General features: G+C 45.9%; 15 protein-coding genes. 7 read left to right on the top strand and 8 right to left on the bottom strand.

Annotated elements, in window-relative coordinates; translation table 11 throughout:
* The first annotated feature begins 94 nt into the window (after positions 1-94).
* From ACJJIZ_RS15850 to ACJJIZ_RS15835, 4 genes are all read left to right on the top strand, one after another.
* Entirely contained in the window at positions 95-6409 is a 6315-nt protein-coding gene (locus ACJJIZ_RS15850) for a hypothetical protein (protein WP_444914063.1), read from the top strand.
* 11 nt (positions 6410-6420) lie between these two features.
* Positions 6421-7311, top strand: coding sequence for a hypothetical protein (locus ACJJIZ_RS15845; RefSeq protein WP_444914062.1), 891 nt, complete (start codon positions 6421-6423; stop codon positions 7309-7311).
* Positions 7312-7677: 366 nt separating this feature from the next.
* The gene (locus ACJJIZ_RS15840; RefSeq protein WP_444914061.1) at positions 7678-9588 is read left to right on the top strand and encodes a hypothetical protein; all 1911 of its coding nucleotides are present in this window, start codon (positions 7678-7680) and stop codon (positions 9586-9588) included.
* 16 nt (positions 9589-9604) lie between these two features.
* A complete protein-coding gene (locus ACJJIZ_RS15835) occupies positions 9605-10969 on the top strand; it encodes a PQQ-binding-like beta-propeller repeat protein (RefSeq protein WP_444914060.1) in 1365 nt (454 codons plus the stop codon).
* A gap of 16 nt (positions 10970-10985) precedes the next feature.
* Here ACJJIZ_RS15835 and lepB read toward each other — a convergent pair whose 3' ends face one another.
* Together lepB and ACJJIZ_RS15825 are read right to left on the bottom strand one after the other, a co-directional pair.
* The gene (gene lepB, locus ACJJIZ_RS15830; RefSeq protein WP_444914059.1) at positions 10986-11726 is read right to left on the bottom strand and encodes a signal peptidase I; all 741 of its coding nucleotides are present in this window, start codon (positions 11724-11726) and stop codon (positions 10986-10988) included.
* Between the two features lie 821 nt (positions 11727-12547).
* Complete coding sequence (locus tag ACJJIZ_RS15825) at positions 12548-13534, bottom strand: transposase (protein WP_444914058.1); 987 nt, start codon at positions 13532-13534, stop codon at positions 12548-12550.
* Positions 13535-13792: 258 nt separating this feature from the next.
* Between ACJJIZ_RS15825 and ACJJIZ_RS15820 the strand changes: the two genes are divergently transcribed.
* The 3 genes from ACJJIZ_RS15820 to ACJJIZ_RS15810 all read left to right on the top strand — a co-directional run bounded on the left by ACJJIZ_RS15820 (position 13793) and on the right by ACJJIZ_RS15810 (position 14729).
* Positions 13793-13942 carry a hypothetical protein gene (locus ACJJIZ_RS15820; protein ID WP_444914057.1) on the top strand — a complete coding sequence of 50 codons (150 nt, stop codon included), beginning with the start codon at positions 13793-13795 and terminating at the stop codon, positions 13940-13942.
* A 105-nt stretch (positions 13943-14047) separates the two neighbouring features.
* Positions 14048-14392: a hypothetical protein gene (locus ACJJIZ_RS15815; RefSeq protein ID WP_444914056.1), complete on the top strand. Its 345-nt coding sequence runs from the start codon at positions 14048-14050 to the stop codon at positions 14390-14392.
* Positions 14385-14729 carry a hypothetical protein gene (locus ACJJIZ_RS15810; protein WP_444914055.1) on the top strand — a complete coding sequence of 115 codons (345 nt, stop codon included), beginning with the start codon at positions 14385-14387 and terminating at the stop codon, positions 14727-14729. Before ACJJIZ_RS15815 ends, ACJJIZ_RS15810 begins: the two co-directional genes overlap by 8 nt.
* 258 nt (positions 14730-14987) lie before the next feature.
* On the opposite strand, the gene ACJJIZ_RS15805 is transcribed toward ACJJIZ_RS15810, so the two are convergent.
* The 6 genes from ACJJIZ_RS15805 to ACJJIZ_RS15780 form a co-directional block, all read right to left on the bottom strand.
* The gene (locus ACJJIZ_RS15805; protein WP_444914054.1) at positions 14988-15323 is read right to left on the bottom strand and encodes a TusE/DsrC/DsvC family sulfur relay protein; all 336 of its coding nucleotides are present in this window, start codon (positions 15321-15323) and stop codon (positions 14988-14990) included.
* A gap of 6 nt (positions 15324-15329) precedes the next feature.
* Positions 15330-15623, bottom strand: a complete 294-nt coding sequence (gene tusB, locus ACJJIZ_RS15800; protein WP_444897638.1) for a sulfurtransferase complex subunit TusB — start codon at positions 15621-15623, stop codon at positions 15330-15332.
* Between the two features lies 1 nt (position 15624).
* Complete coding sequence (tusC, locus tag ACJJIZ_RS15795) at positions 15625-15987, bottom strand: sulfurtransferase complex subunit TusC (protein ID WP_444914053.1); 363 nt, start codon at positions 15985-15987, stop codon at positions 15625-15627.
* Positions 15988-15990: 3 nt separating this feature from the next.
* Positions 15991-16383 carry a sulfurtransferase complex subunit TusD gene (tusD, locus tag ACJJIZ_RS15790; protein WP_192879334.1) on the bottom strand — a complete coding sequence of 131 codons (393 nt, stop codon included), beginning with the start codon at positions 16381-16383 and terminating at the stop codon, positions 15991-15993.
* A gap of 71 nt (positions 16384-16454) precedes the next feature.
* The gene (locus ACJJIZ_RS15785; RefSeq protein ID WP_444897635.1) at positions 16455-17138 is read right to left on the bottom strand and encodes a Bax inhibitor-1/YccA family protein; all 684 of its coding nucleotides are present in this window, start codon (positions 17136-17138) and stop codon (positions 16455-16457) included.
* 239 nt (positions 17139-17377) lie between these two features.
* Complete coding sequence (locus ACJJIZ_RS15780; RefSeq protein WP_444907991.1) at positions 17378-19807, bottom strand: endonuclease/exonuclease/phosphatase family protein; 2430 nt, start codon at positions 19805-19807, stop codon at positions 17378-17380.
* Between the last annotated feature and the right edge of the window lie 4 nt (positions 19808-19811).

Here is a 19811-nt window from a genome sequence, read left to right as displayed (position 1 = left end):
TGGTATTTGCTTGCCCCTAAAGCGAGAGTTGATCTTCAGGGGAGGGTGAGTATCGGCATCCAGAGAAGCAAGAGTTAACAGGAGTAAATGAGCAGTGTTTGCAGGAAGTGACCGCATGCTTGGAATAAAAAAAGCGAAAAGCAAATGGTATTTTGCTCTGTTAACCTTCGTGTTTGGCCTGGTGTGTACGCCAAGCGCCAACGCCTACCTACCAGGACTCGGCCCCGCTCCTTTTTGGGCAAATTATGGAATGGATATTGTCCGCTTCCGCTCGGGTCATGTGATGGCTCGTTCAGTGATCCTTACCGAAAATGGTCTTCCTACTTATGTAGAGTTTGATGAGTTAGGTGAGGAAGCGCGAGAGATTGCCGAGGCTTCTGGTGCATATCTCGATGCAAACCTGATGTCTGGATATCGCTATAGAGATATTCTTAAAAACTTTAATCAGGTGGATGAAGATTTTGGAGATACTATCGCGCGCGGAGCTTATGTACTTAGCCGTGATGCGTATCGAACTATGCAGTTTACGACGCGTGATGGAAAGCCCCTCACTAATGTGCCTCAGCTACAGGAATCTACCTTGTCGGTTTTGGTTCGCCATCAAGATCAACTCCTGATAGAAAATATCAGCCCAATATTATTTGAAGCACCGATCGATTTAACTGACCCTCAAGATGTACGAGAAGATATAAACTCACTGCTTATTAGTAAAGAAGGTCATGTACTGGATCAGGCCGAGGGCACCATCGGGTTTAAGTCAGGCTATTTTAAAGGTGACGAAGATGGAGTCGGTCTCTACTGGTCAAAGTTCCTGAAGAATGATGAAGTCTACAACGGTATTCCAAATGTCACTATTGAAGTTCCCGCGGGAAATATTCACGGATATGGAGTAACTAGTGAGGATGGATTTTATAAGGCTATCTTTTTCCTAGTACCGTGTCCGGGATTTTTCTTCGAATATACCGTGCCTGTATACGCAAAGATGCGTTACCGACAGTTTAATCCTCGTAATGCTCGTCATAACAATTTTCATATGGTGTTAACAACCTATGATTTTTGTAATGGATATACCGCATTTAATTCATTCGATGTAAATACGAGAGTTAATTTCTTAGTGGATACTGCGATGCTGGCAGGGCAGGGCTATCTTGCTAATCCGTCCTCAAGTACTTTCCATTCAGAAGGAGCCCCAATACCTATTGATAGTAATACAACCTATCAATTTGAAGAGCCGGAGTTGAAAAAAATCGCCCAGAAAAATTATGACTTTGATGGCGATGATGAACCTGATCGCAGTGTCCTCGGTAACATTGAAGAGGTACAAGTGCCTGATGGTTCGGGTGGTTATACCACTGAAGAACGCTTTGTTCGCGATGAGGAAGGTTCTTTGCAGGGGGTTTATTTAAGTTCTGGCAGTAATAGCCCGGATCTGCCCGTGACTGAGGATGCAAGTCAGCCCGATTTTGTACGATTGGCTGATCGAGAGCCAGACTATAATCACCAGGGACTGCTGCAAACTATTTCCGAGGAAGATTATAAAGATACCGATCTTTATGTTTTCCGTAAGTCTAATGGCATGCTCATCACCCACCGGCGTGGACTTCGCAATCAGGAGTTTACAGTTCGAAGTAATGACGGCGTAGATACAGATGAGGGAAAAATTTTCTATCAAATGCTGGTGCGTGGCCCGAAAACTAGAAATGGGTCATTGCCAACGTCGCTAAGCTTTAGTGACTTCCAGAGCCGAGCAGATATGAACCCGAAACTTCACGAGCGCAATGCAGACCATCTGCGCCCGGAAGAGCCTCTTTCCATTATCGCGATCAACCGTAAAACAGGCTATATCGGACAAGTAGAAACGTCCTTTATGGACTACAGTATTCCGGGGCTAATTTCTATAGATATTGACGATCTGGTGATGCGTCCCCCGAACCTTAAGGTGAAAGCAGAGCGGCAATACACCGTTGATGCAGGCCTGACAAAGGGTGATGAGAATGAATACCTTATTGGCTACGAAGGCGCCGCCACCACCAGCGATACTATTATCACGATAACGACCGAGTGGTTTGATCACGATGGCTCACCGTTACCCGAAGAGTTGGGTGAGTATGGCTACACAGGCCGATTAGCAAAAATTACTGGCAACAAAACAGTATCAACCGACGGCGGCCAGTTGGCCCAGTTCCCCATTAAACCCGGCCACCACTTGCAAACTGTGCGCCTAAAAGGAGACTACGCCTCCTCTGAACATTTTTATGTTCAGATTAATGGTGAACCGGAGAACGAAAACCCTGACTTTAGTACTACTGGTGCTGCAGAAGAGGGGCCATTAATGTACCGGCCCAAACATTATGTGCCTTTCCTTGTGCCCCTTTTGGATGAAGATTCCACTATTCGCCAGTACAACGAATACCGCAAATTAAAGCGCGATGAAAATGTTGATAACAGTACACTCTACGAGCAGGAACCTATTTATCAGTGGTTCTATCGCCCGGAGATGCAGTTCAGTTTATACGACCTGGAAATGGAAAATATTTATCGCATCGCTGATGAAGAAACCAACGATGCGATTGATATTCTCCCTGAGGAAAGTCCCACGATTGCTAATGGTGATGATATCGTGGAACTTGCCTACAGCATGGTAGAGCAACAGTTTCAAGCGATGCCATTTTTGGGCGCTGGCCAGCAATTGGTATTTGCCTTTGGTGAGGAGGAAATCGAGGCGACTCTCGATAGTAATGCCAATATTGTGTTTACTAATCTTGAGCATTTTGCTGCTCTCGACCCGGAGGACTTCTTAAGTATTCGGCTTTACTCTAATAATGATTCGGCTAATGTGCTTTGGGAGTATGCTTTCGAATATATTTATGTTGAGCCTGCCACCATTGGCTATAACAACCAAACTGATGATACGTACTACGTAACGGCAGATGATCCAACTGTTGATTTAAAAGCCGGTATTTTAGGTTATGCCTACCGTAGTGAGGAGGCCAAAACGGAATCCCGTATGTTTTGGAATGTTGTCGGCGATGGTAGCTTTGCACAGGGGATTCAACCCAGTAATGAATTTGGTTTATTTGATAACACTTTAACGCTACCGGCAGTTAAAGGAGCAAAAGGTTTCGTTTCAGTTGCGTTACGTGATGGGGCAACGAGCACTTCAACTGCGGACGCCACCTGGAAAACTGTGGAAGTGCTTGCAGGCAAACCGGCATCTATAGAAATCATAAAGTCTGCTGATAGTGTTGTGGCATTGGATCAGGGTGAAGTACGACTGGATATCTATGTCCGTGACGGTACGGCTGCTAAGAATCTGGTGGAAGATGGTACTGATCTCAGCTTGAGTTTTGCCGATAGCTTAGTAGTCAAAGAGCAGAATCTATCTACTGAAGATGGGCATGCTTATGTAGTGTTTGCCGGTGGAGAGTTCTCCAAGGCCGAGACCACTATTACGGTGCAAGCCGACGGCATCACAGAGACAACAAACCTGGCCATTGATCCGTTGTCGATTACATTTACCCCTGATAAATCGGTGTTGGCCAAGCAGGAAACCATTGGTATTACAGCAACCGTTACCAAGCCAGACGGCTCTTCTGCTGCTGGTGTGCCAGTGAGCTTATCTGCTGGCAAGGGGTTATTTGCCGAGCAAGAATTGGTTACCGACATTAATGGTCAGGTCCGCACGACGTTCACCGCCGGTTTGAATGAACTGGATGATAAATGGGTCGCACAAGTTGGATATGTGGCTATAACCAGTCAAGCGTATAGGGTTGATAGTTTAACTGAACAATCGATTAACGCCCAAGATACTATGCTGGTCGCAGATGAGGCCAGCGCGGACGTTATTGACTTCGATGCTTACGGTGTGGTGACAACCGCATACTATCAAACCGAAGCTACAGTCAGCGTAAACGGCAAGGTGGGCGACACCGTCACTATTGGCGATATGGCCGATCCAAACCTAGAGCCTTTGCTTTCTCTGCAAATGAATCAGATAGATTCCGGTACTGTGGACAGTCAATTTAGTGATGATCACGGATTAAATCCCGGCCAAATCGAAGATATCGCTATTGTCTATGATCATCCTCTGGGCGCAGGGCGAAGTGCACAATTTAAATCTTCCAGCAGGTTAACCATTGCGACTAACAGTCAGTTGGATTTTAAGGAGGATCGAGGCTTCCGCCTGGATATCAAACCACAAGGCAGTGGTAATATCGTCAATTATGCTGGTGGCGCATTAAAGCTGGCTTACAGCGCTAACAAGTTTGTCTTAAGTGTAACCACTACCTCTGGTACAGAAATTATTGAAGCGACTGCAGTGCCGTCGATGTGGCACAGCGTAGCAGCTAAAGTCACCGGCCAGGAATTACAACTATATGTGGATGGTACGGTATATAACCACACTTTAGTCGGCAGCATCATTAATGCGTCTGGTCAAATTTCCATCGGCGGGTTGGATGCTGTTATGCGCGGCTTCCGCGTTTATGACTTTGGCAGCCAGCCGCTGATCACGTTTGCAGATGGCAGCACCGAAGTCATCTTACAAGCCGCTTCTGAAACGTTGGGTGTGAAGAGCTTAGGTAACTTAGGCAATGCAGTTGCCAATAGCCAGCTGAAGAGCATGCGTGTAGCGCTGATCATGGATACTCAGCGCAACTATGCCGCCCTGTTAACCAAAGCCGGTTATGAAGATATAGCCCTGAAGTATTTGTTCACGGTATCTCCCCAGCAGCCGGTTGCCGCGGTTAACTTACCATTAAGTTCCATTATACCTGCTGCCCATGCCTGGAGCTGGGAAGGCGTTTGGGATGGCGTAAAGAGTACGGTTGGTTACTTGATCCCCTATGAAGACTTTATGGTGATCGGTGAGCAACTAGTCTATTTGTACAATCAGGATTGGGAAAACTTTGACCCAACAGCCTTGGCGTTTGCTTCATTAGGTGCTGCTACGATTATACCAATTGCCAAGCCCTTGAAGCCTTTGCTTACACCTTTGAAAAAAGTTGTGGATGGTATGAATCGCTTCCCGGGAGCAAAACACTTTGCTGGTGCGATAGGCACGGCGGTGAAGTCTGGGTTGAGTGGTAAGACCGAGAAACTATCAGATCTGTTGCCATTTATTTTAATTGCTATTGAGCTTTATGAAGATCCCGAAGTCTTTACCTTCATGATGGACGCTATTGAAAGTGAAGATGACTTATGGGTTTGGGTGGAGGTGATTGCTGATACGGTAATACTTGAAGGTGGAATCGACGAGCTAGTTTTGCATTCACAACCTGCACAGCAGTTTGAGGTAGCAGAAAACCCGTTAAGCTGGCTGGTTGCTAGTGCTCATGCTCAGAAGCTGTCTCCACGGCAGGCTATTGGTCAGAAAATAATTGCTCGAGTTAAAAAGTTTAGCTCGAAATTTCCTGCCAATAAGGCAATTAAAATTACTCGAATGTGGAAGACTCTGAAGCAGTTTCCGAACTTAAGAAAAATTGTACTTAGTTCCGGTACATTGTCACGTTACTTTGCAGCAATAGGTGGACAGAAAATTCCTTCATTTGTCCGCAATAGTAAGAATTGGCGTATCAATCGGTGGTTTGTACTCTTCTCCATTGCGTACCTTGCAGAAGAATACAATGAAAAGCGGTTGAAAGTAGGGGATGAAAAGAAATTGCTCAGCCTGATTGCGGCAGCCTTCTCGAATAGTCGAAACGAGTATAACGGCGCACTATTTCAATTGTCGCAAGTAGCTTTTTACCATGCTATGAATCAACTAGGTAATGGCCCTAAGGTTTTAGGTGTTGAGCAAGAGCGAGCTGCATATTATTTGGTAAAAGGTCAGCGTTTCGGTGATCCCTATAAGCGTCGAGTTGATGTTATTGTCGAGTCGGAAGATGGCGGCGAAGAATGGATTGAGACAAAATCTCTATCAAAATCGACATTTTCTCCCTCCAAGTTTAAGAATGTGTTGACTAATAAGCAGTCCTACTATCGCCAGTTTTTCCATGACTTAAGGCTAAACAATATCTTTTTGACTGCAGATTCAGTTAATCGTGATTTAATCACCCCTGTATCGCTAGGCATGACGCCTAATAGTCAATACACATGGTATTTTCAGAATTGGACGTCAAGTACATACAAAGGAACTGCTCCAACTGTTACTGAAGAAAAAAAAGCACAAGACTGGCTTTGCTATAAACCCAACATTCCAAATATCAAGCGTTACTATGATGAAAATCTGGCGCAAAATTCGTCTGCCACCAAGACCGCATGTCGAATGACTAGCTCGCAAAGAATAATCTTGCGTGATACAACTAGTTATTTCACTGATATAGTTGTTCGGCTAAATGATGAAAAAAATTTGGGGATGGAGGATTTTATTGATGCCGTTAATTCTATTACTGACCCAGACTGGATGTAAGGTCGTTTAATATGGCAGCTGATTTAATAAAAATCGATACTTCTTATTGGCGACGTGATAACCCAGAGTGGGTTGCCAGTCGTGAGAAGTATTGGCCAGTCATTGAGTTTATGATTCAGGCTTACAAGCCTAAAAAGAAGAATCGTAATCCAATAAAGGATTTTTACTTTAGGGGGAAAATGCCAAATTGGAAAGCCTATAAATATTGGGATGATGCGTCACGTCACTTAGACTTATTTATGATGCTCTGGCTTCACCCCTCATGGGATAATAAGGTTCTAACTGAACTACGAAACTCCTATATGGCTTCTGATCAAGTTACGCTTTCTGATATTAGAGTGGGATTTGGTAACTTTCTCGATTCTCAGATTAATATTCCTGCGTGTCCTTATCGCCATATGAGAGAAGTTAGATTTCCATATATTGAAGGAAAAGGGGAGTTATTGTTTGATGTGATGATGGGCGATAGAAACATTACTGAATATGAACTGGCCAGTGAGACGTTGTTAGGGAGAAAGCAAATATATACAATGCCCAAAGAGCGACTACAGACCGTTGCGACTATGGGAGCTTGGCTTGCTATTGAAGACTTGCTGCCAGTGGGAGAAGGTTTTCTCTTTCAGTATGATGAGCCACTTAATTGGTGGTACGAATCTGTAAAAGAAAGTGATTTCTTTGTATCGCCAAGTGATTATGATTTAAGGGGGCTTCCTAGTATAGAGAAAGGCTTTTGGCGCATCCACAACTTTGATACTGTTAAAGAAGGTGATACTTGTCGCAGTCGCTTTGCCCACAAGATACGTAAGATACTGGATGAGCGTGAGTTTGTTGAAGAGATTAAAACCATTTGGTCTAGAGTTAAGGCAGGAGATATTCATCCTGAAGATCCCTGGAAACGTTAGTTAGTGCCCGCCCATAAATAGCGAATTATTTTATGAGAAGAATGGATTCTGGACACCCATCAATTAGAGGAAACGCTTTAAAGCCGGCAGTTTCCTCTTATTAAGGTTTTCTGTCGGTTACGGATTTGGTAATTTTTCTGGACACCCATAGATTAGAGGAAAGTATCACGCAATTCCGGACGCTCTTAGTTTTAAGAAATGGATATCATATAGGACACCCATAGATTGGAGAAAGGCGTTAACAGTGTTGCTAGCGCTAGTCCCAGTATCTGTTTCTTTCGAAATTAATTTAGGACACCCATAGATTGGAGAAAGGCGTTAACAGAGTGGCATTTTAGGTTCTTTGATTGGACAGCTCCAATATTAATGACATTTAATGATGGGAGTACAAGAAAGGCTGTAACAATTGGATCGGATAGCCAGGCTCAAGTTTTAGTTAAATCGACCGCTCAAATGGGAGTACTACGCAATAGGGTGGCATCCAGTGTAGTGGCTGAAGCATCCCAGTCGCAATTAATTGACTTTGCTTTCGCTGAACTTCATGAACCAGATGTGTTTTGGGATGTTCCTATCTCTATTCCAGATATGCTCATTCCTGATCAAGTTACTGAAGGTGGAGTGACATTAGATAATACACCCCGTGAGCTTTTGCTAAAGACTGCGAGTGCTATTGATTATGCCAATAAATTACAAGGTGACTTTGCACTTGGGTTCCTATTGGGTGTAGGTGGTGACAGTATCGCATTTAAAGCAGGAGAATTAGCTGCGGGCTTACTGCTATTAGGTGATGTTCGCGATGCCGGATTACAGCAAATATATCAATTGACAGGTTCCGCTGACTACAATCAAGTAACTCATATTCTCTCAAATATTGGAATTTTAACCTCTTTGGGGGCTGCTGGTGGTTACCTGGCCGGAGGGGTGCCAGGCGTTATAGTTACTGTGATCGACGGCCTAGTTGCTGCAGGAAAAATAGCAACAAAGGTATATGATGCAAGTTCGCCCATGATGAAAGCTCTTGGGCCACACCTAACAAAAGTCTATAACGGCCTAAAGAATAACAGTGACAAGGTGTCTTTAGAAACAACCGTTTCTTTCTTGGAGGTTTATATCGCGTTCTCCCTTATGGGAGATGAAATGATTAATTTTTTCCAAAATGCGATTACACCTGATAATTTTGAGTACGTGCTTAGCTACATTCAGAGATTAGTTGTTGAGTCTGGTGAGCAGGTTGCATTTGCAGATCAATATTCATTTCTGAAGGTTGCCCATGCAGCCCCGACTAAAAGTTTTATTAAGCTTTTTGAAGACTTGGCACGCGAGACAATTGAGTTTGGTAAGCGAAATGATATTTCTGCAGAGGAAATGTCAGGTTTATTTGCTAGTGCGATTACGGCGTTAGAGCGAGGTTTGAGTAACGCTAAACTGGGCAATATTGAGAATAGAGAAGAAGCCATGAAGGCCTTGGTGATGGCCGTGAAATACGGTCCTCAAGGAGCCGATGAAGTGTCGGGAGCAACAGCAGCAATGGTAGCTGCTGCTGAAAAACTTGGAAGTAATGCTGCCCGAGCAGATTTGTTTAATTCGGTGCAGCGTATTAACTGGAAAAAACTATTTGATGAAGCAGACGATTCGGTAGAATTGTCGCGTACATTAGCTAGCACACAAGGCCCTTTTGGATATCTCTCAATAAGTCCTTCAACAGCGAAAGCTGCAGCCATGATGTTTGAGCAAATTGCTAAAGCACAGGAGCTTGGTCTATCAGTTGTGGCAATTGAAAAGAAAATTGATATCAATGATGCGACAGGAGTGACAATTGCTACTGGCAAATCGGGAACCCGAGAAGTTGATTTGGTTTTTAAGTCCAAAGATGTGAATGGAAAGGTTAAGTATATTGAGCTGAAAGGATGGGGCCGTACAATTTATCTGAAAGATGGTGGAACAATAGGCACCGGGAAATGGATGGCTAATCAGTTGAGCAAGCCGGGAAGTCAAATCTATAAAGATATAATCTTATTTACAACAAAGCGCGAAGATTTAGGGATTGAAGCTTTTCATGGAGTTCAATGGTATGTTAAGAAGGAAGCTGTTGACTCCCTTGGTGGTGTCAATAAAATGATTGATGATGTTCTTGATGGTGTTGATAAAAATAGAGCATATTTCAGTAAAGTTCTTGACGTTAAGGCCGGAGATGAAAAAGCCTGGGGGGATTTCATGAAAGTTCTTAGTGATTCAATGCGTCGTAATGGCGATGAATTTTTTAAGGTTGTAGACTGACATAGTTTTGGTAAATATGAATATATTTTGGTTTTACGGAGATCTTGGTAAGTTCTTTAAAAAAGGTTCCTCATTTCTTGCCGAGGACTGTTTTGCAATATATGAGGTTTGTGGGCACTCTGTTCAGTATATAAATTCCACGGCAACCTTAGATAATTGGAGCTATGTTGAAGATGAAATTATAGTTAAGTCAAAATCAGGCGAAATTCATCTTCTTCAAGATGGGAAAGTAGACCTTAAAAATGAATTGCTAGTTCATAATCCAATATCTATTAAAGGTCTGTATGCGGGTGTTATTTACAGGTCTTGGAGGGAAAAATACCTTGCAGTCTTGAATTTGGAAGATGACGACTGCTTGAAAATAAAGGGGGGGTATATAGGTGCTTCAACAGATGGCAATATTATTTTTACAACCGAGGGGGGGTGCTTATTAGCTTTTGATTTGAAGCTTGAAATGAAATGGTCGGTCGACCTATTTTCTAATCGAGATTATAGAACTTTAAATGTTGGAAAGTTGTCTGGGCTGTATTTCATTGATGACCTAGTGGTTGTTAATAGAGGGTTAGTATATGGTGAAGATATAGGTCAGGTAATAGCTTTGTCGCGCAATAGAGGCGAAGTGGTGTGGGAATATACTTATCAGGGTGAGCCAGAATTTTCCTTTATGGAAGGGGATAAATATTTCTTGGTTCTTAATGGCAATATCATTGTCTTGAATGGAATAACCGGAGAGTTTATACAGTCAATAGAGTTGGGGCTGGGTAATGAGATAATTGTTTTTCCAAATGGAAATGATATTTTAGTCGGTTCAAATAAAACGCGAATACTGTATAGATATAGTTTGGCTGCCAATAGGCTAATATCAATTGGAAAGCTACCTAATGATTGTAAATTTTGTTTGGCTGGCCTCCCTTATGAGACTGATGAGAATATTTGTATCCAGTTACGATTGGATCATCCAACATTAAAATTTGCTAGGAGTGGATTACTTGTTGTAGAAAAGGATTGTTTTGGTGGTCGTATTGACACTGAAAAACAACTGGCTAGTTCATTGCTTGTCACGGAAGATTCATTAGGTGAAAGGGTCTACTTAGTTACAATTAGTTGTAATTCTATAGATGACCTAAGGCGACTAGGCGCAGTTTTAATAGCAGAATATGCCTATACCTATGGTGAACCTTCGGGAGTTCCTTTAATGACCCCAGATAAATCCCATAAAGGTAAGATTAAAGTTGTTGTGGATAGGGACGCCTTACCCTCTGGTGCAGAGGAAAAATTAAGAGCTTGGGCAGATAATTTGAGCGAAAATTTTGCCCAAATGGCAATGTACCCTGGTGCGGGACAAGACTACCAATTTTCTATTGATGTTGAGTTGAGCTAAGTGTAAATGGCTATTTTTAATGAAGTGGTATTGCAAATCTATTAAATAGCGATTTAAAAGGCGATGAATAGTTAATTATAATGAACTTGGATTTTCCAATTATTAGGTTTTCTTTGATGGTGCCAAAATGCCGGCTATCACGACTTTGCTTTAAGTTGTCACCTGTCACGAAGTAGTTTTTAGTGTTAACAGTTATAGTGGGTTGGTATTTATTTTTACTCCCGGACGTAGGTTCGACTTTATTGGGGGAGACGAAAAGTCTCTCACCTGGAAGGCCTACTACTCGTTTGATATAAATTGTGCCTGGACGCATAGGAGCTCTGAATAAAATAATATCCCCCGGTTCTATTTTTTTAATTGTGTTTTTCCGTGTATCTACTAGTATAACGTCATTTGATTTTAGTGTTGGGAGCATCGAATTTGCTTTGACTATGTAGAGATCAAAACCTAATAGGCTAGCTCTGAAATGTACGGTACATGTAAGCAGTATAATTAATAGGCTTAAGCTTATCCAGTGCTGGAATAGTTTATTCTTAGATGTTTTGCGCGATTTTAAAACATAATTAAAGCTGCTATATATTGTTTTAGGTGTGGAAATTAATAGAGGGATAATAAGAAGGATGATGAAGCTGTAAAATCCGATAATATTATTGCTAATATTTGAAATTGCAGCAAGAAAAATTAATTTTGCTGTAAGAAGAGGGAGGGCGATTAATCTCGCTGTGTACCTAATAACTGAGTGGCTGTTCGTTTTCAATGTTGGATTTCAAGAGTTGCTTGCATATAATGCGAATTATCCAGAGTGACTATAGGTTAATGGAAGTATAAGTAAAAGACCAGTAGTAATTCATGCCCAGATTCTAGTTGGGGCTGTCCCATATAAATCATCCTAAATCGTAGCTGTGGCAATTCTTGGAGTATTATTCTGGACACCCATAGACTAGGGAAAGTATCACACAGTTCCGGACACTCTTCATTAATTTTGGACATCCATAGATTGGCGAAAGGCGTTAACAGTGTTGTTAGGGCTAGTCCCAGTATCTGTTTCTTTCTGTTTGCTAGTTAAGTAGATGTGAAGTGCTGAAGAGTTATGCTTGGGCTTAGACTAACTGCGGTTTTAGATAAAGTGGAAAATAGTATCGACAGAGTGGAGTATCGAGAGAGTGGAGGGGAGTTAGCAGGGTGTTGCAGAAAGGTAGCACCGACAGTCTCTTATGCCATGTACCCAACGTTTATTGAGTCGCCTACAAGCGTGTCTTACGGCCTCAGCTGACCCTACCAAGCCCTTAAAGCGGCTTTCAAAATTACGACTGAGATAAAGCCAGTGCTTTGGAAAATCAATTTAGGACACCCATAGATTGGAGGGAATCAATTTAGGACACCCATAGATTAAGAATCAATTTAGGACACCCATAGATTGGAGAAAGGCGTTAACAGTGTTGCTAGCGCTAGCCCCAGTATCTGTTTCTTTCTGTTTGCTAGTTAAGTTGAGATGAAGTGCTGAAGATCAATGCTGGCCTTAGAAAAACTGCGGTTATGGGTAAGCATGGAAAACAGTATCGAGAGAATCGGAGGGGACTAGCAGGGTGTTGCAGAAAGGTAGTGTCGACAATCATTTATGCCGTGTACCCAGCGTTTATTCAGCTGATTGCAAGCGCTTCGTACGGCCTCAGCAGACCCTATCAAAGCTTTAAAGCGGCTTTCAAAGTTTCGATTGAGATAAAGCCAGTGTTCAGATGAAATTCCCAGCCGTTCGAGGATGGGTGGGATATTTTCGGCGATGGCTCCGCGCTTTCTAGGGTCTAGATGCCGCCCGCTCCAATCGACTAGCTCCAGATAGTGATCTAACTGAAAGGGTAAACCCTTTGGCATATTTTGACGCTCGTCACCCACAAGCGGCAGCAAACTTTTGTGCTGCTCACCTGAGATTGCTGCACGAATACGTTGTTGAATCGATGTGTGATCAGAATCTTCAGGAGTCTTGGCGATATTGGCACGGATAGGGTTGAGGTCTACATAGGCCATACAAGCGGCGAGGGCTCTTTCGTCCAGCAAAGCCTGGGACTTAAACCGGCCCTCCCAAAAGCGGCCTGTACACTTGTCTTCAGCATTGGCCTGGCGAGCGATAGCTTCATTTAAGCAGCGCATAAACCAGCTGATATCCATTAAGCGTTCTCGCCATATCGAAACGATACCTTCTAGTGCCTTAAGCTCGCAGGAATCAAGAGCATCGCCGTTTAGATAGCGCTGGGCCAAATTAGAGGCCTTGAATATTTTTTGCCAGCGAGTAATCACCTCGAAAAGAGACCACTTATCGGCAGATTTTTTGTCAATGTAGAGTACCACATGGTAGTGATTGCTCATTACTGCATAGGCGGCAAGGTCCAGGGCAAAAACTTCAGCCAACTTATGCATACGGTTTTCGATCCACTCACGTCGATAATCATAATCTTTCCCAGATACAATATCCCGACCACAAAGGAATGCTCGCCGTACACAGCGGGATACGCAGTGATAATAGGGTGTTGCGTCAAGAGATATCTGGTTGCTCCGCGGTAGAGTCATTGGTTGTGCGCGTATTTACTGGATGGATGTCCAGTATTTTGTAGGTTTACACTCTTTTGTCAATGGTGTTGGCGGTTTATACTTCTTCTTTGATGGATGTCCAGAATTTGGTGAGAATTTACAAAAGACCCTCAGTGGTTATCTCAACGTTTAGAACGTTGGAAGCCCATTGAAGCATTTTTAAAAGAGGACAACCGCCGAGATAGGGTTTTTAAAATAAAAAATGCTTTCTTAACAGGAGTGTGTGAAGATTTTGACTTGGCTCGTGGTGGATCTATTGTTTTGTACTTTCCACTACAAAATGCAGAGGGCTGGGATTTTGCTTTTATGGATGAAAGAGTGAAGCCTGAGGCTTTTGAACGATATTTTTACGATAGTTTAACAAGTGATTATGAAAAATTTTTTTAGGGTCAGGAGTCACGGCTAAGATTCTTCGATTATTTTCACTCTAAATATTTCCGTTCGTTGGTTAAAAGCCGGGTCCCTATCGGTAGAGAGCAGAAGGTAGTAGAGTTGGATGTTGACCCTTATGATTTATTTGATCGAATGTGTGGATGTATAGGGAGTTACTTGCGTAAGGGTTATCCAACTCTCCTGATGGAGCGCCTAGACTACTTTTTTTCTTGTTTGGATGCTCTTGGTGACCTCAACAATTCCGATTCAAAGGCTGTTGAGTATTGTATATATTTTATAAGACGCTTCTTGATTAATTATTTTGATTTTAACCCGAAAGTCATATTGGATGATCAATCACAGCAAATAGATTTTTTAAAACGTTTTTATAATCATATCGCTAATAACCCAGTAGATCCTAGTATTAAAAAAATCTGGCAAGAGGTGGTTGCTGAGTATGAGTGACAATCAATTTGCTATTGATATTAATGTCCCACAGGCCCGATTGTCAGACTGGATAGTTTTAATTCAAGGTTTGTGTGATGGACAGCTGGGCGCTTACCTCGAAGAGCGGTTGGAAGCTCTTAACCCAGACTCCCTGGCTTTAATGGATAAAGTGCTGGACGACTGGTGTAACTATAGTCGTCCTACTTTTTATGAATTTGAACAGCAGGGTAATCGGCTACGCTGCCACGCTGAAGGCCCAACCGGATTTCACCGCGATCTTGAAGTTTTTCGTGAGGCTTTGGTACTTTGTGGGGCAACAGTTAACGTGGAGGATATGAGTTTGTTGGAGCTTTAGGGGTACACGATTTGGACACCCCGTGCGCCGAGCTAAATCGGCAAAAGGTTGGAGTTGGAAGCCCTCTGCCCGGTTAGGTTTAGCAAACTGCTGGGACCCTGAGTCATGGGCGTTGTTTGCAGCACATATGGATTTGAGCCCAAGGGGCAAATAACTCAAGAAAGAGAGCTGGCCTTATAGGTTGGTTAGATTAAGTTCACTTAGGCGGTCTGCCGGCCAGGTTGTTTCTAGCTTACCTGGCCAAGTGTAGTGAGGGGACTACAAGCAGTTGGTTGGCTTAGGTAAGCCGGCAATTTTACTGGCCACTTTAGCTGGGCTTGGGGGGAAGAGCTGCATCAAGTAAATACTGCGGCCCTTTTCTGCGCCGAGATGCTGGCCAACATATTTCACCAGCGGGCGCATAGCGGGGGAGAGTTCAAATTCACGGTAGAATTCTTGTAACAGCTCAATAACTTGCCAGTGTTCCTCGGTTAACTCGATACCCTCAGCACTGGCTAACTGAAGGGCGGCGTCCCGGCTCCAGTCGCTGAGCTTGCGCAGGTAACCCTCTTTGTCCAAAGGGATTTCCTGGCCATTGACTACTAGGTTGCTCATTTTTTGTTACCGAAACCAGCTGACTATGGGTTGATGCTCGGTACAGAGCTGTACCCAGCGCGCATCATCGATCATTTCCACTCTATCCATGTTTACTGCAAGTTGCTGATGGCCTCGGGCAGTAGCGTCTGCTTCAAGGCAGAAAATTTGGGTACTTGGCACTGTTTCCAGAGCCTCATGCCTCAGCGCATAGACACCATCTTCAATAAGCAGGAGCGAGTCGTCCTGAGCAAAAGCACCCAGGCATTCCTTAAGGGCGCTGCTGGTATAAGGGGATTTACTGACAATATGCAAAGTCATATCAGAAGCTCAATACGGTGGGGTAGGCGGCGATCAGTGAGCCGGTGTCTTTTACGGCTTTAGTCTCTGCGCCGGCAACCTGGATCTGCTCCAGGCTGATATTGCGTTCAGCGAGGCTTTTCTCACAAACGAAAAACTGCTCAATGCCAAACATCGGCAGAGCCTGCAAATTGCGTCGCAGGCTTTTCTGGCCGATATCCGCAGGTGATTGTTGGTCCAGCAACTGGAATACCCCATCGCCGAGAAATAGCAGGTCCATGTCCTGTTCCATCGCCGCCGCTGCCAGTACAGCTTCGATACCTTCCCGCGCCAGGGCATTGCCGTAGGGGGCGGTGCGGCATAGGGCCAATGATTTAGTGCTCAATGCTCAACCTCCAAAGGTAATCAGGCGATCGGAATTGGCGACAGCGTCGGTGAGTTGGCCGAGGCCAGCCAGCTCAAAACCCTCTGCCAAGTTGGCGGCGGGTCTTTCCAGACGCTCGGCCTCTCTCTGATTCAGCACGCCGCGACGTTGGGCAGCGGCAATACAAACTACCAGGTCCAATTGGTGCTGGTGGCCCAGTGCCTGCCACTCTGAAGTCAGATCAGTTTCGTCCTGGGGAGGTGCGGCAATGGCATTGCTGTTTTGCACGCCGTCGCAGTAGAAAAACACTCGATAAATTTCGTGGCCTTGCTCTAGAAGGGCTTTGGCAAACCGGAGTGCACTGGATGAAGACTGGGTGCTGTGGGGGGCTGAGTAGATGGCTAGGGAAAACTTCATAGGGGGCCAAATAGTAAAATGCCCCGCGGTGCGGGGCATTGTGACTTGCTCAACAAAGCTGATGCTTATGCTTAGTCGTCAGAGGATGCGAATCCAAGGATGTGCAGCAGGCTGGTGAACAGGTTGAAGATGTTCAGGTACAGGGAGGCGGTTGCCATCAGGTAGTTGGTCTCGCCACCATTGATGATGCGGCTGGTGTCGTACAGGATGAAGCCAGACATCAGCAGGGCAACAACGCCGCTCAGGGCCACGCTAAACAGCGGCATGTGGATGCCGAAGAAGCCAGCGATGATAACGCCCAGGAAACATACCAGTACTGCGATCAAGCCAACGGCCAGGAAGCCGCCCATAAAGCTGAAGTCTTTGCGGGTAGTCAGTACGTAGGCAGACAGGGCAAAGAAGATCAGGGCAGTGGTGCCCAGGGCTTGCATAACGATCTGACCGCCGCCAGCCATGCCCAGGTAGTGGTTAAGCAATGGGCCAATGGAGGCACCCAGCAAGCCGGTAAATGCGAATACAACACCAACGCCTGCGGCGGAGTTTGCTGTGCGCGGTAATACGAACCAGATGAGGGCCAGGGCTCCGAGGGAGCAGACCAGGCTCATGCCACGACCCATGCCAATAGACATGGAAATACCGGCGGTAATGGCACTGAAGAGAACGGTCATTGCCAGTAGGGCATAGGTATTGCGCAACACCTTCGCCGATTCCGAGCGATCCAGTGCGCGGGTTTGAGTATAAGCTTGCGGTTGCATTTAGCGACTCCTGCTATTAAGTGATAGAAGAATCATATAGCTCGCAGTGGGGACCTTCAAGTCGGGAAAACCCTTTTAGCGTCCGTCTGCCAGTCTCTATGAATTCACAAAAACCCTATATTTTTAAAGGATTTATTCAAATATTCTCCGCTTATTGTGGGGGCTGTGGGGCATTTTTCAAGTGTTATCGCTCGGGTTGGAGGGTGCGAAGAGTGTGGGGCTCGATAAACCGAGATCGATTACTTTCCACCCTTGATGGGTAGGTCGATATCCACGATCAATGGCAGGTGATCTGAGGCTTGGCGGGTCAGCGATGTCCTGGGCACCCGTACCCGCTTCACATTGAGTCCCGCACTTAGGAACATGTGATCGATACGGACCTTGAGGAAGGTCCCTTTGGGGTTGTGGCGGGGCGCCTGTTCCTGGGCATCCCTGAGATAGCCTCCGAGTCGCTTGCACTCGGCAGAGTTGGGTAGCGCGTTGAAGTCTCCCAGCAGCACTCGCTCTCCGGTGCAGCGGGGATTGCTAAGCCATTCGGGGCCGAGAAGGGCATCTACCTGACGCAGCCGCTCTGCACGGGATAGCCCCAGGTGGGTGTTGATAATCTGGATAGGTTTGCCATTGGCCTCGATTTCCACCCAAACAGCTCCGCGAGGTTCGTCTGCAGCAGGGTTAAAAAGCCCCCCTTTGCCGGAGGGAGGGCCGGGCAAAATCCCTTTCTTGATGAGCCGGGCGGGGAGATGGGTGAGGATCGCATCACCGTAGCGCTCCTCTTTCATATTTATAGTGGGCTGGAAGTGCAGGTCCATTGCCAGTAGACGAGCAAGTCTTTCGGCCTGGTCGAGGCCTCCGGTGCGTTTGCGCATGACATCCAGTTCTTGTAATGCCACCACATCCGGGCGATAGCGGGCAATTACCCGGGCAATTCGCTGTGGGGAGAGCTTGCCATCCAGCCCTCGGCAACTGTGAACGTTGTAGGTCATGATGCGCAAAACAGTTTTTGGCATCCTGTGGTTATCTACCTTCATGGGGCGGGCGCCACGGAGGTAGGCGCGGGCTGTGGAGCGCAGATCCTGCGGGCGCCAGTAGCCCCGACTGGGGTCTGGGGGCTGGATATCCTCTGGCATCAGGGCGAAGGCATGGGTCTCATTGGGGCCTGAGCCGCCGTGACTGCCATTTTCCATGGCGAAAGTCATGGGTTGCCGCATACCGGCACACCAGCCGTACATCATAAAGTCGCCAGAGTCTGGGTGCCGGCACAGGCTGGCCATATCCTCTGAGGCTTCAACCGGGTAGGGGTGTTCGTCCCCCATCAATTTGCGGCCGTCTTCAGGAAGCTTGATGGGGCCATCTTTCCACCACCCATGCACTGGTGAGGAAGCGGGGGAGGATGGGTCTTCCAGGTAGAGTACTAGGGGCACTTTGGCTTGCTCCACCATCCTTTTGGCGGCATCTGCCCGGCTGGTACCGTTCAGATCAATGTTGTACAGCATGGCGATTGGGCCCAGGGCCGCTATGGCAGTAGGCGTTCTATCGCCCTCTTGCGTGGATTCCTCTTCGATGCTGCTTTTGTCCATCCACTCACTGCCGAACAGTCGAGCTCGCTCGAAACGGACCTTTTTGGGGATGGTGGTAGATTTGATCTTCGGCGCTGAAGGTAAATTGGATAGAGCTTCCGAGAGGGCATCGCCAAGACTGCGCCCGTTGACCTCTTCATAGGCCACTGTTTGTTCCTGGCCGTGGTCTGAAAAAATCCACACATCGTAGTGCCGCCGTTCGGAGCTGTGTGCAGCCTTCCAGATTTTGGCTATCGCACTATCTATGCCTTTTAGCACCCAGTGCGCGAATGCTGACTTTGGCCCGCGCCGGTGTGATTGCTCATCGTAACCGAGCAGGTTGATATAAATAATCGGCAGGCCGCGGGTGATATCAACTTTTACCCCCATGGTGCACAGCTCTCTAGTGAGAATGGTGATGCCTACCCGTGTGGGGATAAACAACAACTCCTTAATCAGGTTTTGGCCGGCGATAATCCCGCGTACGCAATCAATCAGGGATAGAACCAGTTCAATCAAAATTAATGCAGTGGTGCGAACAAGGCTCCAAATATTGGTGACAATCAGGATGGCGATTGCCATCGGGCTGGCTTCGCGTAGGGCCGGGCCCCATCCCTGGTCGGCGGGGCAGAAGTGCGCTTCACCGGTTTTTGTTCCGGCTTTAAATAGGCTGAGATAACAGCTGCCCCCTCGCAACAGAGGATCGCGGTGTTGAGTCTTAATTCTTTTTTCGACCAGGGCGGCAACCTCAGGATCGTACATGCGTCCGAGTTTTTGCGTTTCGTGGACGAGGAAGCCAAATGCAGGTACGGCCTGGCGCACTCCATAAAAAAGTTCGGCTTGCACCGCAGGAGTTGTCGAGGGGACTCCCGGATACATATGCTCCAGGCGATAGTGTTCTTTTCTAATTAGCCGCTTCAGAAACGGCATTCGCCCTCGGGCCAGTGCTTTGAGAAGTTCGGGGTAGGCCAGTCCGTCAATCTGGATCAAAATTAGCCCTGGGGCATGGGGGCTGTTTGGGTTGGTGGATAGTCCGAGTAAGCGAGTAATCCACTCGCTGCGACTGAGTCGGCGGCGCCAGCGTCTGATTGATAGTCCGATACGGCTTAACATGGTT

The sequence above is a fragment of the Microbulbifer maximicatervae (SeqCode) genome, from assembly GCF_052467225.1.
The sequence above is the reverse complement of the archived record's forward strand: the minus strand, read 5'-3'. Positions and strand labels throughout refer to the sequence as shown.

Bases quoted from the DNA above. Each gene is read 5' to 3' on its own strand.
- ACJJIZ_RS15840 (WP_444914061.1), top strand. From the start codon at position 7,678: ATGACATTTAATGATGGGAGTACAAGAAAGGCTGTAACAATTGGATCG.
- ACJJIZ_RS15785 (WP_444897635.1), bottom strand. From the start codon at position 17,138: ATGCAACCGCAAGCTTATACTCAAACCCGCGCACTGGATCGCTCGGAA.
- ACJJIZ_RS15810 (WP_444914055.1), top strand. From the start codon at position 14,385: ATGAGTGACAATCAATTTGCTATTGATATTAATGTCCCACAGGCCCGA.
- tusB (WP_444897638.1), bottom strand. From the start codon at position 15,623: ATGACTTTGCATATTGTCAGTAAATCCCCTTATACCAGCAGCGCCCTT.
- ACJJIZ_RS15835 (WP_444914060.1), top strand. From the start codon at position 9,605: ATGAATATATTTTGGTTTTACGGAGATCTTGGTAAGTTCTTTAAAAAA.
- ACJJIZ_RS15825 (WP_444914058.1), bottom strand. From the start codon at position 13,534: ATGACTCTACCGCGGAGCAACCAGATATCTCTTGACGCAACACCCTAT.
- ACJJIZ_RS15780 (WP_444907991.1), bottom strand. From the start codon at position 19,807: ATGTTAAGCCGTATCGGACTATCAATCAGACGCTGGCGCCGCCGACTC.
- ACJJIZ_RS15805 (WP_444914054.1), bottom strand. From the start codon at position 15,323: ATGAGCAACCTAGTAGTCAATGGCCAGGAAATCCCTTTGGACAAAGAG.
- tusD (WP_192879334.1), bottom strand. From the start codon at position 16,383: ATGAAGTTTTCCCTAGCCATCTACTCAGCCCCCCACAGCACCCAGTCT.
- ACJJIZ_RS15845 (WP_444914062.1), top strand. From the start codon at position 6,421: ATGGCAGCTGATTTAATAAAAATCGATACTTCTTATTGGCGACGTGAT.